The 15,746-nt window shown below is 45.4% G+C and carries 16 protein-coding genes; all 16 read left to right on the top strand.

The annotated features are described in order from the left end of the window. The first annotated feature begins 1 nt into the window (after position 1). The gene (locus WKT05_RS01080) at positions 2–2,893 is read left to right on the top strand and encodes a hypothetical protein (RefSeq protein WP_340412548.1); all 2,892 of its coding nucleotides are present in this window, start codon (positions 2–4) and stop codon (positions 2,891–2,893) included. Positions 2,894–2,902: 9 nt separating this feature from the next. After that, positions 2,903–3,163: a hypothetical protein gene (locus WKT05_RS01075; protein WP_340412547.1), complete on the top strand. Its 261-nt coding sequence runs from the start codon at positions 2,903–2,905 to the stop codon at positions 3,161–3,163. 107 nt (positions 3,164–3,270) lie between these two features. Beyond that, on the top strand, positions 3,271–4,005 hold the full coding sequence (locus WKT05_RS01070) for a hypothetical protein (protein WP_340412546.1): 735 nt from the start codon (positions 3,271–3,273) through the stop codon (positions 4,003–4,005). Then, positions 4,006–4,761, top strand: a complete 756-nt coding sequence (locus WKT05_RS01065; protein ID WP_340412545.1) for a hypothetical protein — start codon at positions 4,006–4,008, stop codon at positions 4,759–4,761. Positions 4,762–4,772: 11 nt separating this feature from the next. Next, positions 4,773–6,122 (top strand): SU10 major capsid protein, encoded by a 1,350-nt coding sequence (locus tag WKT05_RS01060; protein WP_340412544.1) that lies wholly within the window; start codon positions 4,773–4,775, stop codon positions 6,120–6,122. A gap of 8 nt (positions 6,123–6,130) precedes the next feature. Beyond that, positions 6,131–6,400 (top strand): hypothetical protein, encoded by a 270-nt coding sequence (locus tag WKT05_RS01055; RefSeq protein ID WP_340412543.1) that lies wholly within the window; start codon positions 6,131–6,133, stop codon positions 6,398–6,400. A gap of 11 nt (positions 6,401–6,411) precedes the next feature. Then, positions 6,412–7,260 (top strand): hypothetical protein, encoded by an 849-nt coding sequence (locus WKT05_RS01050; RefSeq protein WP_340412542.1) that lies wholly within the window; start codon positions 6,412–6,414, stop codon positions 7,258–7,260. 12 nt (positions 7,261–7,272) lie between these two features. Then, a complete protein-coding gene (locus tag WKT05_RS01045; RefSeq protein WP_340412541.1) occupies positions 7,273–7,998 on the top strand; it encodes a hypothetical protein in 726 nt (241 codons plus the stop codon). Beyond that, positions 7,991–8,635 carry a hypothetical protein gene (locus WKT05_RS01040; RefSeq protein WP_340412540.1) on the top strand — a complete coding sequence of 215 codons (645 nt, stop codon included), beginning with the start codon at positions 7,991–7,993 and terminating at the stop codon, positions 8,633–8,635. Before WKT05_RS01045 ends, WKT05_RS01040 begins: the two co-directional genes overlap by 8 nt. 116 nt (positions 8,636–8,751) lie before the next feature. Further along, positions 8,752–9,309: a hypothetical protein gene (locus tag WKT05_RS01035; RefSeq protein ID WP_340412539.1), complete on the top strand. Its 558-nt coding sequence runs from the start codon at positions 8,752–8,754 to the stop codon at positions 9,307–9,309. Further along, positions 9,281–9,490, top strand: coding sequence for a hypothetical protein (locus tag WKT05_RS01030; protein WP_340412538.1), 210 nt, complete (start codon positions 9,281–9,283; stop codon positions 9,488–9,490). Before WKT05_RS01035 ends, WKT05_RS01030 begins: the two co-directional genes overlap by 29 nt. A gap of 9 nt (positions 9,491–9,499) precedes the next feature. Continuing rightward, entirely contained in the window at positions 9,500–11,566 is a 2,067-nt protein-coding gene (locus WKT05_RS01025; RefSeq protein WP_340412537.1) for a hypothetical protein, read from the top strand. A 14-nt stretch (positions 11,567–11,580) separates the two neighbouring features. Beyond that, the gene (locus WKT05_RS01020) at positions 11,581–12,003 is read left to right on the top strand and encodes a hypothetical protein (RefSeq protein WP_340412536.1); all 423 of its coding nucleotides are present in this window, start codon (positions 11,581–11,583) and stop codon (positions 12,001–12,003) included. A gap of 3 nt (positions 12,004–12,006) precedes the next feature. Continuing rightward, positions 12,007–12,408 (top strand): hypothetical protein, encoded by a 402-nt coding sequence (locus WKT05_RS01015; RefSeq protein ID WP_340412535.1) that lies wholly within the window; start codon positions 12,007–12,009, stop codon positions 12,406–12,408. Continuing rightward, positions 12,341–12,640: a hypothetical protein gene (locus WKT05_RS01010; RefSeq protein ID WP_340412534.1), complete on the top strand. Its 300-nt coding sequence runs from the start codon at positions 12,341–12,343 to the stop codon at positions 12,638–12,640. The genes WKT05_RS01015 and WKT05_RS01010 overlap by 68 nt, the downstream gene beginning before the upstream one ends. Next, positions 12,633–15,737, top strand: coding sequence for a phage tail tip lysozyme (locus tag WKT05_RS01005; RefSeq protein ID WP_340412533.1), 3,105 nt, complete (start codon positions 12,633–12,635; stop codon positions 15,735–15,737). The genes WKT05_RS01010 and WKT05_RS01005 overlap by 8 nt, the downstream gene beginning before the upstream one ends. The last annotated feature ends 9 nt before the right edge of the window (positions 15,738–15,746 follow it).

Genomic DNA, 15,746 nt, shown 5'->3' with positions numbered 1-15,746 from the left:
CATGAAGGTAAAGTTAGTAAAAAAAGAAAACCTCATGAAGGCCGCCAATCGTGCGAACCTTGTAAAGGTGGCCGTGCAAGTTAACGGCCGGACAGGACAGTATTCTTCCCACAGATGGAAGAACCCCGGCGCCGCATTAAATGTACTTAAAGAGACCATGAAGCGTGCCGGTGTAAAGACGACAGATGAATTAGAATTCAAGGATAGAAAATCTAAAAAGACCTTGAATGAAGACGAATTGATTAAACAGTACAAGGAATCCAAGACGACGGATACGCTTCAAGGTTTTGTGAAGAAGAATTACACAGTTTCTAAGGCGAAGGATGAAAAGGTAAAAGAGAAAAAGCCAAAAGAAAACATTAAAAAAGTAACCGCTGCAGAAGAGAAACCAAAGCAGGAAAAACAAGCAGATACGAAACTAGAAGAAGCAATTGAAACCCTCAAAGGCCGGGCCGGCAAGAAAAACATTAAGATAGAAAGAGAAAATGGGCGCACATATGTCTTTGCCTCGCCACATGACAAAGAGTTTAATGAGCAAGTTAAAAAGATTGGTGGAAAATGGGACAGAGAACGATTACAATGGAGTGTTCGCCAAGATAGAGAAAATGAACTTCGAGACTTAATTGCCGAATATTACGGTTGGGACGAAAGAGAAAACGAATATGTAGTCGTCAAATATGGAGCACCGACACTAGCGAGCCATAACAAAGCCAACAGGCTTGGTGACATTGTCGTTGCCCGTCGGAGGAGGAACGATGAACCCGTTGACTTGTCGAATGACACAGTCGTGCTTAAAGGCGAGTTTCCAGAAACAAGCCCCTCTAACAAATTCCCGATGGTCGATGCGGATTTTGATATGGAATTTGCCACGATTATACCGAAAAAAGTATACGATTCTTTCGATGGTCCTCTCCAACGTTCAATGAAAGTAGTTTGGAAAGGAGAAATTGGCGAGAAGAAAGATATTGAAGAACCACCCAAAGGAGAAGGACCTTGGTTCGAGAACATTACACTTGAAGGGTCGGAGAAACAAAAGAAATGGGCGGCAGATATTCGTGATGAGTTTTACGAAAGCTATAAAAAAATCTTAGAGAAGACGAAAAACATTACGCCTAAAGATTCGGCGGCAGAAAGAAAACTCACGAATTATGCCAGATATATGCTAAGCAACACTTCAAGCCGTGAATGGATAGACAATAGAAACAACATGTCGCCTGAAAAGATCCTTCAAAGTGTGTATGAGATTACGGCGCTTGAGTCACTATCGCACGATAAAGAGTTTGGCAACTTAAAAGAAAAACTACCGAACGTTGAAGGTATGAGCGAATACACGGCGGATTTAAGAACAAGAATTGTTGAAAATGCATTGTCGAATTGCTACGAAATCCTGACATGGATTACTCAAAGACCTGAAACGTTTGAATATGATAAAGAAACAAATGGTTTTATAGAGAACACGCTGAACGCCCTATCAAATTCGGATCCCGATTATTGGGCTGGCGCGGTGGCGTTCTTCTTTAATATTGACCTACACAGGGCCGGGGAAAAACCACCCATTAGTGATTTTAGCCATCAAATTGAAAGTTTCTTCAACTCAAAAAACGAATTAGAGCCTAAGCTGTTTGGATATGCCGGAGCTGCTTCACCTGAAGAAGCAACAGAGAAGAAACAGGAAGCATTAAAGACACGTTCCGGTCTGGCAGCTAAACTATTGAGAGCCGAAGCGCTGATGGGCAACAAAGAAAAATCGGAAGCGGAAGGCAGAAGCGTTGATAGCAACAAGTATAATGAGATCGACGGTCTAACAAGAGAATCATTAGAGACTGCACGGAAGATATTCGAAACAGAGGTCACTTCGAATTTCTGGTATGACGTTAAAAGTATAGGTTCAATTCAAGAATTAGTAAAAGAAGTCACCAGAAAAGACGACGACGATGATTCTATGTGGATTTCATCCGAAGACCTATTCCCCAAAAGGATGAGGTACCTAAGAAGGTTTGGAACGAAAAAGATAGAATCAAAGAATGAATACGCAAAGGCCGATAGCTACGACGACTTCAATTCAAAGCTATCAAAACTTAAAGATTCTCACACCGACACCGTGGCCCGTGCTGCAATGGATATGCTCGGATTAGATGTTCCCCTATATGTTAAACGAAACGGGAAAAGCATTAAGCTAGGACGCAGACAGTTAGCAGGCTATTGTTCGATACTAACAGATCCGAAGAAGGACAACCCTGTTTTAGAAATCGCAGTCGTAGATTATCCGGAAAGCCGTCAAAGTTCATACAAAACAACAATACATGAGTGCATGCACGGCGTCTTTGGAAATTTGAAGAAGAGCGATGGGACGAACCTTTCAAGTATGACTTCTGTTTTTAATGAGGGTATGGTTGAAATCATGGGTCAAGCTGCAACACGCAAGGCCTATGGCAAGGACTATTACGACAGGTTCCCATCTTACCTTCCTTTCGTTACAGAAACGACCATTCGTTTAAAAGAAATGCCGGAGTTCAAGGGTAAGACAGTCCACGAAATTGGAGATATACTGTGCGAAAAAATGGTGGCAAAGGACTCGGAGTTCATGAGCAATGTTGTAGAACATCTGGAATCTAGTAGAAAGAAAGATCGAAGATTAGAAAATGCCAATGTGGATAGATATGTAGAGAATATAGATCATGTTGAAAAGGTTGTTAGGGAACGAACCGAAAAACAAGGCCAGACCTATGAAAAGTCCGAAATGGGAAAACTAGTAGAGCAGATCAAGGCAGGTCTAATCTCCCTACAAGGTGCCATGAACAGTTTTCAATACAGAGAAGTTGCAACGGCTCTCTTATATCGATTACTGGAAGAAGATGAGGAAGCGGCTGAAACACTATCGGCTTTCCAATAGGAGGGAATTATGAACGAAAATATGTGGATTGACTATTTACCCGATGCCATTTACCAATTAAATGACCCGAAGAATGAAGATGCCGTGACAGACATTTTCGAAGAGCTTGATACAGACATCATCATTGAAGGCGAAGATCCTCTATACAACGCCATGAAGAAGCTAGAGGAGTTAGGCGAGAAAGACATTGCCTTCCACTGGATTTACCCCGTATATAAGAGCCGTGAAGAAGAGCTCAAAAAGGTTGAAGTGGGAGAATCCGAAGAATAACAAAAAGATTGAATAATCAAGTACCTATGCAAAATCGCATGGGTGCTTTTTTATTGCCATTAAAGGGGGTGATTGCCTCGAAACTTTAACAGGAAAGGAGATGAAACATGGAAGACATCAAAGTATACGTTCCGATTGACTCAATGACGAAATCGGAGAAAGACAACGGCGTATTAGGCCGCATTAAAGGTGTAGCCTCCACGCCTGACCTCGACAGAGACGGTGAAAAGGTCATGCAAGAAGGGCTGGACATTAGCTATTTCTTGGAGCGGGGTTTCTTCAACTGGGATCACGACAATTCGAAAATCGTCGGATACCCGGACAAAGAAAATACACAGATTACAAAAGACGGCCTGTATGTAGAAGGCTACATACTCAACACTGACGACGGAAAAAGAGTATGGGATACGGCAATCGCCCTACAAAAGAGCAACACACCGCGCAGGCTTGGATTCTCTATTGAAGGACAAGTCTTAAAGCGTGGATTGAATGGCCGGATTGAAAAGGCCAGGGTGAACAACATCGCTTTAACCTCCACGCCCGTGAACACAAAAACGTCGTGGAGCGCACTCGTGAAGAGCATGACTGGGGAAAGGCCGTTCGAAGTAAGTCCCCTGGTGAAACAAAGCCTGGAGCACGTCAAAGTCGCCTGTGATTCCGCCTTAAGTGGCGATGAAGAGGCATTGAAGTGCATGGACTACCTTGTCACTCGATCCAATGAGGACACCTCGGAAAAGGGCGTACGAGCGTTTTTGAGACTGTTTAGAGGCGTAGAGGGAGAAGAACTCGACACCTACACGAATGAAGTCTTAAAAGCGATGCCTGAAAGGAAAGGACTGTAGATGAAAAAAAGATTTAAAGGGATTCAAGATGCACTGGATGCATTGATGAAATCCAAAGACTACGATCCCCTCGATGACGAGAGGGAAGACGACGAAGAAGAAGTCGTTGATACAGAAAACGAAAATGTAGATGTTGGCAGCGACGATGTTGTCGATGAAGACATTGAAGAAGCCGCCGAAAAGGTAGACGACGATGTAGAAAAATCCGAAGGCGGCGAAGAGCCCGAAGAAGAGCCTGAAGAAGACGAAGAAGAACCCGTCGAAAAGTCTGAAGAGGACGAAGAAATCGGAGAAGAAGAGGAAGAAGAAGGCGAAACCGTTGAACTGGACTTCGAAGAATTAGTTGACAGTGTCGCCGAAAAAGTGGCTCAAAGCTTCAACGACCGAATCGACCGCCTAGAAGAAAATCTGAATCGTCTTGTTGACGTGGCCGACAAACAAAACAAGGCCATGGAAGAAGTCGATGACGAAAACGCAAAGGCTCAAGAAGAGGTTCAAAAGTCGATTAAAAACCTTGAATTGAAGCTGGAACAACAATCGGCAATGCGCAAAAGCGTTTCGAACAGCCGATATGTAGACAAATTCGAAGAAAGCAAATCAATTGACGACCTTTCAAAGTCGGAAAAAGCAAGCATTTTAGCTAAAGAGATCGAAGCCGGTAACCGCAGCATTAAAGCAAGCGACGTAACCATGGCCGAATTAGGCGGCACGATTTCCGACAGCGCACGCAAAGTACTCGAAAGACACTTAGGATAATGGAGGACATGATGAATCAAAGAGAAATTGTAGACCTTTACAAAGCATTAAGCACCAACGACTTTCAACAAATTAAAGGCCCCGGCAATCAAACAGGCGGCGCAGCCCTTATTCCCGAATCCCTTGAACAATCCCTCAAGGTATTAACCTATGACGAAACCAATCTCAAATTGTGGAGAGACATTCCCAAAGTAAAAGCCTTCTCCACCGTTGAAGAATACAACACCATTACCGATTACGGCGAAGACCTCTCCGGCTTCCAACGTGAAGGTATCGCAGGCGTGGACACCACCGCAAGCATTGAACGTAACTTTGAGTTGATTAAATGCCTGAACACCACCAGAAGCATTACCGATCTTCAAACCTTGGTCACCAACGTTACTGAACCCGAAGCATTGGAAACTCAAAACGGTATGCGCTATATCTTAGGTCAAGCCGAAAGAGCCTTGTTCTACGGCGATAGCACCCTTTCCGCAGACGGTAAGGAAGGTATCGAATGGAACGGTATCATCAAGCAAGCCGAAGCAAACAACACCATCGACTTGAAGGGCGAATACCTCACGGATAAAGTCCTGAACAACAGTGCTGAAACCGTATTGAACAACTATGGCCAAGCGACCAAAGTTTATATGCCGATCAATGTGAGCCGTGTATTCAGTGAACAATACTATCCGAATCAACGTGCCCTTATGAACGTTGAGGCAGGCAATGTAGTAGCAGGTACCACCGTCACCCAATTCAATTCCGTCGGCGGCACTATGGACGTTGTACCGAACGTATTTATGCGCCGTGGTATCACCGCTTTGGATCCGAAGCAAGCGGCCGCAGGCCAAAATCCGCCGTCCGCTCCTACCGTTAAGGCTGAGGTTTACGCAGAGGGCGAAGGCGACGCCATGGACAAAGGAACCTACCGCTATGCAGTCGTAGCCTACAACGAAAACGGCCGTTCCGTTGCCGTGGAAGCCGCACCTATAGCACTGACCGAAAATCAAGCCAAGGGCATTAAGCTGACGATCAAAAACTCCGATGCTCAACTCTTCGCCCCTGAATATTTCGTTATCTACCGCACCGAAAAAGATAAAACCGACTACTACGAAATCGCACGTGTAGGCGCTAAAACCTCTCAAAAGGGCGGCGAAACCGAATTCATTGACAAGAACGAAACCCTTCCGAACACCGCCATGGCAGTCGTAGGTGACTTTAGAGAACAAAACATCGTATTCAAGCAATTGGCCCCGATGTTCAAACTTCCCTACGCAATGGTAGGCCCCGTTCGTCGTTTCGGTGTATTCCTTTACGGTACCCCGATTGTTTACGCACCGAAGCGTTTCGTCGTCATCAAGAACATTAAAGTTAAATAGGTGATACTATGAAAATTAAAAACTTTCAGTTAAAAGGTCTCGACTTGTCCTATATGGGCGAGTCGATTCCTTTTAATGAATTAGGGGAAGCCGATGTTGAAAATGACGTCGGCGAAGCCCTACTACAATTACCCAACTACAAAGAAGTGAACGAAAAAAAAGAACCCTCAACAGACTACGAGGACATGAGCGTTCAAGAGATCAAAAAGGAACTGGAAAAGCGTAACATTAAATACGATCCCAAGGCGAAAAAAGCAGAATTGATTGAACTGTTATAAGGCGGTGAACCATGCGCAAATACATTGAAGGCTGCATGATTGAAAACCCGTCGTCGGCCCTTGAACCGGAGAAGCCGAAAGAGCCTTTCGTGCTACCGCCCGACGAGGAAGCCGAAAAACAAATCGTCATTCAAGATATGCGCACCGATGAATTACTGGATGCCTGTTTTATCGGGATTGACCTGGTCACCTATGACGGCAAGCCGTTCTCTCGGACGATGCTTGTTCAATCCATTAACAGTGCCGTCGATGCAGCGGAGCAGATGTTTGATATTTCCATTCGCACCCGTGTCGTGGAAGACGAGATCCACGACTATGAAGGCGAAAGCATGTGGAATTTCCAATACACACCGCTTTACCATCGGCCCATTCAAGAAATTTCGAAGATGGAATACTTCATCGGGAATCGAAAGATCCTTTCGGTACCTGAAGACTGGATCCAAGTAGATAAGCGCATGGGAGAAATCACCATTTTCCCGACCTCGGGAAGCATGCAACTTATTTCCCCGGACATTGGAACGGTACTTCCGTTTTTCGTCTATCGAAACTACATGCCCATGGGAATCAAAGTCTCCTATGTGGCCGGAATGAAGAAAGAGCAGATTCCGAAGAACCTGCTGGACTGGATCTATAAAAAAGCCGCCATTTCCATCTTTGAGGTATGGGGCGATCAGATCATCGGCGCCGGTATTGCTTCTTCGTCCATCTCCATCGACGGGTTAAGTCAATCCATCGGAACGACGCAATCGGCAATGTACGGCGGCGCAAGTGCCCGTATCCTTGAATACCGCAAGGACTTAGACGAGTTAACCACGATCATTAGAAAACACTTTGCACGGTTCGATGCCGTCGTCTTGTAAGGGGGGTGAACCATGGCAGCTGGCGCAAGCTTTATACCAGAAAACTTCGATGCACTAATTGAAAAACACGGATACAAAGCCATATGGAAACCTGCGATCGTTTGTGAGTGCATGGAAGAAGGGCAGCCCTACATTCATTGCCCTTTATGCCATGGAAGCGGCTATCGTTACCTTGCAAAGAAGCGAATCCGCGTCGTGTCCTCATCGTTTACGAATGAACAGGCCTTGACGATCCAGGGGATCAACGAACCCGGACAAGCCTATATAACGCCTGAACGTGGCGTTATTTTAGGTTACAGAGACAAACTGGACTTCTACGAAACGACCTGTAAGCATTCACAGACCTTAACCATGGGAAGGAAACAGACATCATCGACCTATCGGCCTATTGTGCAAGTTTCCTACGTTATGGAAGGCGAACACATCTATGAAGAGAACGTCGATTTTGTAATCGACGAGGGGAGGCACCGCTTAAACTGGATTGACGACGCCACAAAGCCACGTGAAGGCGATAAGATCAGTATTTTATACATCACTTCGCCTGAATACGTCATTACAGACATGATGCACGAATTCCGAAGTGTTAGAAATAACAGAGGGACGACAACGCCCTATGCCGTTGAGATGCCAAAACAATACTTGGCGAAGCGTCTTGAATTTGTCTATGGCGAAACCGTCAATAGAAAAAAGGAAGAGACGAAAGAGGAAGAGACGAAAGAGGAATTGTCCTATGAGTAATGAATTTGAAGCCGTCGTTCAAGAGGCGGTCATGAATACTCTTGCCTTCGCTCGATCCGAAATATTAAGAGATGCACAAAGCAAGCTACACGGCACTTTTACAAGCTATGCAATGGGTGTAAGCGGCGTAAAGATGACCGGCAAGACAAGCGGGGAAATTGTCTTGCGTGGCCGCTTTCCCCTCATGCTTGAAAATGGTTCCCCGCCATTCGACATGAAGCAAGGATTCAGCAAATCGCCGAATGTTCGGCAAGGGAAAAACGGATGGTACATGACCATTCCCCTTCGCCATAGAACAAGCGGACATTACCAAATGCCGAAAGACATACTGAAACATGCCAGAAAGCTGAACAGTGGCGAACGATTGAAAGAAGCACTGGTTAGAGAGTTAGGTTATGGCCCTGAAACGTCACATGCCGGGTATCGGTGGAAAAACTCAAAGTATGACAGTATGCAACGCATTGTTCAAACGTCGCAACCGTCCGGGAAGCAAAGTGGCCAATACATGACTTTCCGTAGAGTGTCACAGAACAGCGATCCGAAATCGTGGCAACACCCCGGATTAAGAGGTGTAAAGGCCTTTGAAAACGTAGCAGAGAAGGCCGCCAGGTACCTTGAAAGCGAGTTGAATATCTGATGATACCTCTAATTGACTTATACGTGAAACGCCTCTTAGAACACGGCATAGAGCGCCTACGAACCTATGACCTAGAGAAGTACTTTGAGTATGCAAGCCCAAAGACGATTCAAAGCATGGATACGTTGTTAAGTGACTACAGGATCAACGTTTTATGCGGATATCCTCGTGAACCGGCGCAACTTCCCTGCATTGTGGTAACAGTTGCCGGAGAAGACGAAGTTGATTATGGCCTTAGCGGCGGTATCGACGAAGGCTATGAAGAACTCGGCGACAACTACCTACGATGGGAAAAAGGATTCCACGATATTGTGGGAAACGCTCAAATGCGCATACAGCTGAAAATGGAAGTGTGGTCAGACAATGCGATCATAACGTCATTTTTATACAGCGTCGTAAAGTATATTCTTTTAGCCGCTCGTAAAGAGATGGAAGAAGAAGGCTTTTTATTATCTACCGTGAGTGGCGGAGACCTTGAACCGGCTCCCGACTACTTCACGGTTTTTGTTTACAGAAAAGCAGTCATTCTCTCACTTGAATATACCGTTCGTTACCACGTCGGCGAAATGTTCGCAGGCAAAGACGACTCTATGGCAGAAATAGGAACAACAATTGATGAAGTTGACATTAGATTGGAGGGATTAAATGGAAAAGGAAGTAAAGCGGACGACTGAAAAAGAAGTTGAAAAGAAAGAACACAAGCCCGAAAAATCCAAGCGGCTTGTACATTTCGACGAATTTTTCATTGGAAAAGATATTCGACCGGAGGCAAAAGCGGCAATCAAGATGAAGCTGGACGGCGAGATCTACAAAACCGAAAGCGAATGGAAAGAGCTCGTAAAAGATTACCTATAAGGAGGAAATATGGCTTTTAGAAAAGGGCAAACCTTTCATGGTATCCACAGACGTACACCGGGTGTTTACAGTTATGTGGAAAGCAAAATGCGCGAGGATAAAACCAATGGCGCAAAAAATATCGCCTTTATTGGCGAATCTAAAGGTGGTGTCCCCGGTGAAATCACCTTCATTGAAGACCCTGAAACCGCAAAAGAATTGTTAAAGGGCGGCCCATTATTAGATGCCTGCCTTAAAGCGTATAACCCGGTTGTATCGACAAAAGACACCTTACAACTTGGCGGGGCAGACTCTATTTTCGCCATTCGTGCAAATAACGCAACGAAAGCGAAAACAGCAGTATACCAGGCAAAAGAAGTAGACAGCACGATTCAGCGCGTCACCGAAACAAAACACGCCAATTCCACAGGCGGAGTGACCGCTTCCGGGAAATATACCGGAGAAGTGAACAAGACCTTTAAAATCACCATCACGTCAGAGGGAACGAAAGACATCGGTCAATGCGAATACATGTATTGCTTGGCGTCGGATGATGTGCCCATTGCTGAACAACTTAGCTTATCCGAAACATCGAACGCAACAGACAAAGAACTGGCAGACGGCGTAAAGGTAACGTTCAACAGCGGCACCTATACCCACGGCGACACGTTCCTGATTCCCTGTACGGCAAAGGTAACGGAAAGCGAATTTGTTTATACGCTTGAATCGAAAGACTATGGCGACCAATGCAACCACATTGCTCACAAGCTTGAAGACGGTACTGTAGCCGGAACGAAAAAGCTTACAGTCTATGACGGAATTTCCGATGAATATGAAGTATTCGATAACCTTGGCGGTGCATTTACCATCACTTACAAAGGGAAGGAAAAGTATGCGGCAATTTCCATTGTTCCCAATGGCGAAGGCGATGCGATTAAGCTTCAAACCTTTGTAGGCGAAAGTGCTGAAAAAGCCATTATCGACTTGGATATTGACCTAACAGTAGGGCAATTCAAATCGATTCGAAACCTGGCTATGTTCCTTGCAGGCTATGAAAATTATGAAGTTGAAACGGTTCCCACGATTAACGCGGAATTAAACGTCCATGACCTTGATTTCCTTGAAAAGGAAGACATCAAGGAAACGAAATCAATTACAGCCGTGTTGCGAGATCTGAAAAAGACATGTGCGTTCCAATCTGAATTTGTTGTTGCGGCGATCATCAACCGTGAAGTTAGCAACTACAACGACTATCCGTTCACCAATTTAACGGGCGGCACGGAAGGGAGACTGGCACGGTCTTTTATTCCCTTGCTTGATCTGATCGGGAAGTATGACATCGACTATGTTGTTCCGTTAACGGATGACATGAGCCTTATCGCTGAAACGAAAGAACACGTTATTCAAATGAGCGAACGCCACAATAAAGAGCGTCGTTTAATTTGCGGCACTTCAAACGGCATTACGGCAGGCGTGATGCTTCAAAATGCGAAGAAACTAGCCCACGAGCGTGTTCAATACGTCGGCCCCGGCTTCTATGCTGACGGAAAGCTGTATCCGCCTTACATCACGGCAGCTATGATTGCCGGGCGTGTGGCCTTTTTAGGTGTTGAATCGGCAACGGCAGATTGCTTCAACTTCGATAAGCCTGAAATGACGTTTAAAGAAAGAGATCGTAACAAGCTGATCGATGCGGGTGTTATGTTCTTTGACCAAGTTGTTAGCGACTATAACCATAAACTGTTTTATAGCCGACTTGTATGGGACTACACGACTTTCTCGGAATACAACGATACGTTGAAGGTAGAACGGTCTACAGGTGCCATTGCGGATCAATTATCCAAGGAACTTAGAAAAGCACTGGATAAGATGCTTACCGGTAAATTAACGCCTGTGGCAGTACTTGAAAGTGCAAAGAACAGAACCATTAGCATTTTAAAAGACTACATCAAGCGTGGAATTATTGTGGAATATCAAACGCCGGTCATTAAAAAACACAGGGATCGTGTGGATGTTTCCGTTGCAATTGCACCGGTAACCCCGACGAACTTCACGATGATCGACATGACCTTCTACGATAAAGACATTGAAATTTAAAGGGGGGATTTTGAATGGCAAGTGAAGCGAAACAAACAGTTGTAACTGGTGCGACAGTCCTATTGAAAATCGACGGCGCTACCGTTGGCCGTGCTCAATCCATTGACCCTCGTGTCACGTTCGGCACGGAAGGTGTCTATGAAATCGGGTCCATTATGCCTCAAGAACACGTTCAAAACAGATATGAAGGGACGTTTACCCTTGAACGGTACATGTTGAGAGAAACTGACTTGGCACATGCAGGCTATATCGGTCTTGGCGAAGATATTCTTCAAAAAGACATCATCGACATCGAAGTTATTAACAAGCTGGATAACAAGACGTTGCGTGTATATCGTGGATGCACTTTCAGCGATTACACCAATACAATCAGAGCAAACGCCATTGCAGGCGAGAACGCCACAGTACAGTATTTAAGCTGTGACATGGGGAAATAATCTATGAAAGAATTGCTATTAGTCAACGAACGGAAGCATACATTCACTATCGAAGGTGTAGTACAGGGTGAAGCGGTAAGCGGTGAGTTTACCGCCCACTACCCTTCTCTAAAAGATGAAATCAGAATCCAAAGTGCCTTATCTCAATTGATTTCCGGCGCAGATCTTGAATACTTCCCGGCGCGTGTCTATGACTTCGCCTACAGTATCGCCTATTTAAGCGTCGTATTAGATGAGACACCTGAATGGTTCGTGATTGATAAAATCGACGATCAACAAGTGATTATCGACGTGTATAAGGAGGTAGTCGACTTCATCAATTCGTTTCGAAGAAAAGATGAAGATAGAAGCGCTGAAGGAACTGGCAGTCAAGCCGAAGATTCAGAGGCTGTGGAGGGCAAGTAAGCTATTAGGCGTTCCGATCTACAGTGAAAAGCTAAATGACATGAACGTCTTCGATATGGCGTTTATGGACTGGCTTATTTACTTTGAAGATCCGGAGAACGTAAGAAAGTACAAGAATTCGTTCTACGATCAAGATTTCGAAGATTACTTCAACGAGGAAGCACCGCCTGTAGATATGGCGGAATTCAATGTTAACAATGCCGATGAATGGGAGGAGGTGACCGATGAGTAAGGACGTAAGGATACGTGTTAGCGCCGATACAAATGCCGCAAAAAAAGAAATTGAAGATCTTAACAAGCGAATCAAGCAAGTTGGGAAGATGGCCGTAGGTTCTCAAAAAACCGTGGGAAAGATAGAGATGGTAAGCACAGAAGAAACAGATTTTTCCGAAGCGGTAGATCAATTAGGAACAGACATAAAAGGCCTTATACAGGCAATTGACAGGCTATCCAAGAATACAAAAGGGCCGGTAGGCGGCCATTCGACAGGACAGAACGCAAAAAGCACCTCACCGCCACTTAAAACCAAGGATTCTAAGGCAAATGTTCCGGAGAACAATTCAAAGTTTTTAGAAAAAATTGGGGCGGCTATCGGAGCGGCAAAATACGCTCAAAGCTATGCTTCGGCAGGTGCATCGCAAGCAAAGAGCCTTGATTCTGAATCCATGCGGCTTTATGGTCGCCTCAACTATTTCGGTTCGGACTTTACCACTCCAAGACGAGAACTTGGGAAGATCGGTCGTCGATATGGTTACGACTACGACGAATCCTTTGAAGCCCAAAGAAGCATTCTTCGAGGTGGTTTTAAAGACAATGAATCCCTTGCATTAGATACAGAATCCGCCATGCGGATGTCAAGGGCCTACGGCATTGATTCTTCGATCCTTGCCGAAGGCTTTAACGCACAAGTGAAGCGCGGAGCCTTTGGCCAAGGCAACATGAGTGAATACCTAAACATTCAAGCGGCCGCCACTGAAAAAAATGGCATGAAAGGCCGTGAAGAAGAACAGGTTAGGTCACTGAATCAAATCGCCGAAACCATTACAAGCGGGAAACTTGAAGTATCTTCTCAAGACTTTAAAGAGGCCGCTAATTTGCAAGCGGCACTTGCTAATATTAACCCCGCCTTAAAGGGAGACAAAGGCGCTGAAGTCGTGGGGCAACTACAAGGCCTGGCTAATCCCAATGATGAACAAACCATTCGAATGGTTGGGTATGGTAGCGAACTCGGATATGGGCCTGAAGGCCTAAAAAAGGCTCGTGAAAGAGCGGAAAATATAACCTCAAGTGAATCCTTAGAAGCTATTGGAAGAAACGCTAAAGCCTTTGGAATGGACGAAACAATGTTATCGCTATTCCTTGCGCAAAAAGGATTAAAGCAAGAGACGGCGAACATAGTATCCAAAGCGTTGTTAAATGGTGATTTTAAAAGTGCTCAAAACGCTGTAAGCGAAGAAGATGGCAAAAAAGCCATTGACGACAACTTCAAATATGTCGATAAGTCCAGGGCCATGAAGCAAGAGCGTTATGACGCCAACAAGGGAAACGCGCAAGCAGAAGCGGGCAATGCCTTAAATAGCGTTACATCGCCCCTAAAGGGCATTTACAATGCACTTCCCGTGCCTATCCAAAGTGGCGCATCCATTGCCATGGGCATGAGTGGATACGGTCTATTGGGCAAGGTTGGTGGCAAAATTTCTGGTAAGGTCATCGGTGGTGGCGGAAAACAAGCCGGTGCGGCCGCATCCGGAGGCGCTACCACAGGCGCAGGCATAATCAACACGGTAAAAAATGCGATGAAAGCAACTACCACGACGGCCAATAGCGCGGATGATATCGCAAACACCACAGCGGCAGTAGCAAATAACGCAGATGAAGCCGCAAACGTCATTGGAGCCGCCGGATCTCTCGGAAAAGCCGGTGAATTTTTAGGCAAGAACAGTAAAGTTATTGGAAAGGCCGGAGTTGGAATAACGGGTGCGGTTTACGGCGTGAAAGCTATTTCAAGTGCAGCCGAAGGCGACATGAAAGGTGCGGCAGGTGATGTAGGCGAAGGCCTCGGATCCATCGGTGGCGGTCTCGCCGGTGCCAAATTAGGTGCAGCCGCAGGTTCGGCTATTTTACCTGGTGCAGGAACAGCCGTCGGGGCGGTTGTTGGCGGTATTGGTGGTATCGCACTTGGTTTATTAGGCGGTAAAGCAGGAAGAAAATTAGGCGAAGGCGCTTATGACGCTTTTTCCACTGAAGGTGAAAAGGCTGATGATGGCCGAATTAGTGAAGCTAAAAAAGGCGAAGTTAAGAGTGAATCAAGCCTTCTGACAAGAAAAGAAAAGATCTTGAAGAAAGAGGAACTTCTTGTAGACAGGATGTTAGGTGGATTCCTTGGAGAAGACTTAACGGCGCCTGACGGAAGTGTTCGTCGGCTAGAAACCGGAGATAATAGAACCAACACGAATAGTGCGAATGCTCAAAGAGAACAGTTTGCGCAACAATATGCCAACGGCATGATGGGTGGCGTGGACATGGCAGGTTCCGGAGGCGGAGATGCCGACAGTGGCGGAGGTACGAGTGGTGGTGGTTCTGTAGGCCCTTTAAAAGGAAATAACAATCACGAAAAAGCTTTTAACTTCTTCAAAAGTAGAGGTTATTCTTCGCAAGCGGCTGCAGGTATCATCGGAAACCTCATGCAAGAATCCGGAACAGATCTTAATCCGTCGTTACATCAAAAAGGCGGCCCCGGACGTGGTCTCGCCCAATGGACATACAAGTCCGACCGGTGGAACGAACTGGTAAAGTATGCCAAGAGCAAGAACAGGAACTGGGACGACTTCCAAACGCAACTTGAATTTATCGATATGGAGATGAACAATAAGAACCTCAATCCATTCTGGAAAAAACAAAATTCAAGCCTAAAATCGTTCAAGGGATCATCAAGCGTCGATAATGCCACATATTTATTTGACCGTGTCTATGAACGAAGCGGAAAGCCCATGATGAACAACCGCAAAAAATATGCGAACCAGGTATACAGCAAGTATGCGAAAAAATCCTACGCAATTGGCGTGGATCGTGTAGCGGAAGATCAATTGGCATATCTGCATAAAGATGAAGCGGTATTAAATCGCTTCGATGCAAAAGATTACAGAGAGGGCCAACGAAACAGTACGCAAAACACTAATGTTCAAACGCTAAACATCAATCTCACCGCCAACGAAAGCGTAGATGCCAAGCTAATTCAGATCATCAAGAACTACTTGCAACAAGCCACTAAAGGAAATACACTTAACGGCTTTAAGCTGAATCAATCATTCCAACGTAGACCGGTATAAGGAGGTGTC

Origin of the sequence: Peptoniphilus sp. HCN-40583, from assembly GCF_037892835.1 — a bacterium.
In the GTDB taxonomy this organism is placed as follows: domain Bacteria; phylum Bacillota; class Clostridia; order Tissierellales; family Peptoniphilaceae; genus Aedoeadaptatus; species Aedoeadaptatus rachelemmaiella.
This window is presented reverse-complemented; position numbering and strand designations above follow the sequence as displayed.

Bases quoted from the DNA above. Each gene is read 5' to 3' on its own strand.
- WKT05_RS01080 (WP_340412548.1), top strand. From the start codon at position 2: ATGAAGGTAAAGTTAGTAAAAAAAGAAAACCTCATGAAGGCCGCCAAT.
- WKT05_RS01075 (WP_340412547.1), top strand. From the start codon at position 2,903: ATGAACGAAAATATGTGGATTGACTATTTACCCGATGCCATTTACCAA.
- WKT05_RS01070 (WP_340412546.1), top strand. From the start codon at position 3,271: ATGGAAGACATCAAAGTATACGTTCCGATTGACTCAATGACGAAATCG.
- WKT05_RS01065 (WP_340412545.1), top strand. From the start codon at position 4,006: ATGAAAAAAAGATTTAAAGGGATTCAAGATGCACTGGATGCATTGATG.
- WKT05_RS01060 (WP_340412544.1), top strand. From the start codon at position 4,773: ATGAATCAAAGAGAAATTGTAGACCTTTACAAAGCATTAAGCACCAAC.
- WKT05_RS01055 (WP_340412543.1), top strand. From the start codon at position 6,131: ATGAAAATTAAAAACTTTCAGTTAAAAGGTCTCGACTTGTCCTATATG.
- WKT05_RS01050 (WP_340412542.1), top strand. From the start codon at position 6,412: ATGCGCAAATACATTGAAGGCTGCATGATTGAAAACCCGTCGTCGGCC.
- WKT05_RS01045 (WP_340412541.1), top strand. From the start codon at position 7,273: ATGGCAGCTGGCGCAAGCTTTATACCAGAAAACTTCGATGCACTAATT.
- WKT05_RS01040 (WP_340412540.1), top strand. From the start codon at position 7,991: ATGAGTAATGAATTTGAAGCCGTCGTTCAAGAGGCGGTCATGAATACT.
- WKT05_RS01035 (WP_340412539.1), top strand. From the start codon at position 8,752: ATGGATACGTTGTTAAGTGACTACAGGATCAACGTTTTATGCGGATAT.
- WKT05_RS01030 (WP_340412538.1), top strand. From the start codon at position 9,281: ATGGAAAAGGAAGTAAAGCGGACGACTGAAAAAGAAGTTGAAAAGAAA.
- WKT05_RS01025 (WP_340412537.1), top strand. From the start codon at position 9,500: ATGGCTTTTAGAAAAGGGCAAACCTTTCATGGTATCCACAGACGTACA.
- WKT05_RS01020 (WP_340412536.1), top strand. From the start codon at position 11,581: ATGGCAAGTGAAGCGAAACAAACAGTTGTAACTGGTGCGACAGTCCTA.
- WKT05_RS01015 (WP_340412535.1), top strand. From the start codon at position 12,007: ATGAAAGAATTGCTATTAGTCAACGAACGGAAGCATACATTCACTATC.
- WKT05_RS01010 (WP_340412534.1), top strand. From the start codon at position 12,341: ATGAAGATAGAAGCGCTGAAGGAACTGGCAGTCAAGCCGAAGATTCAG.
- WKT05_RS01005 (WP_340412533.1), top strand. From the start codon at position 12,633: ATGAGTAAGGACGTAAGGATACGTGTTAGCGCCGATACAAATGCCGCA.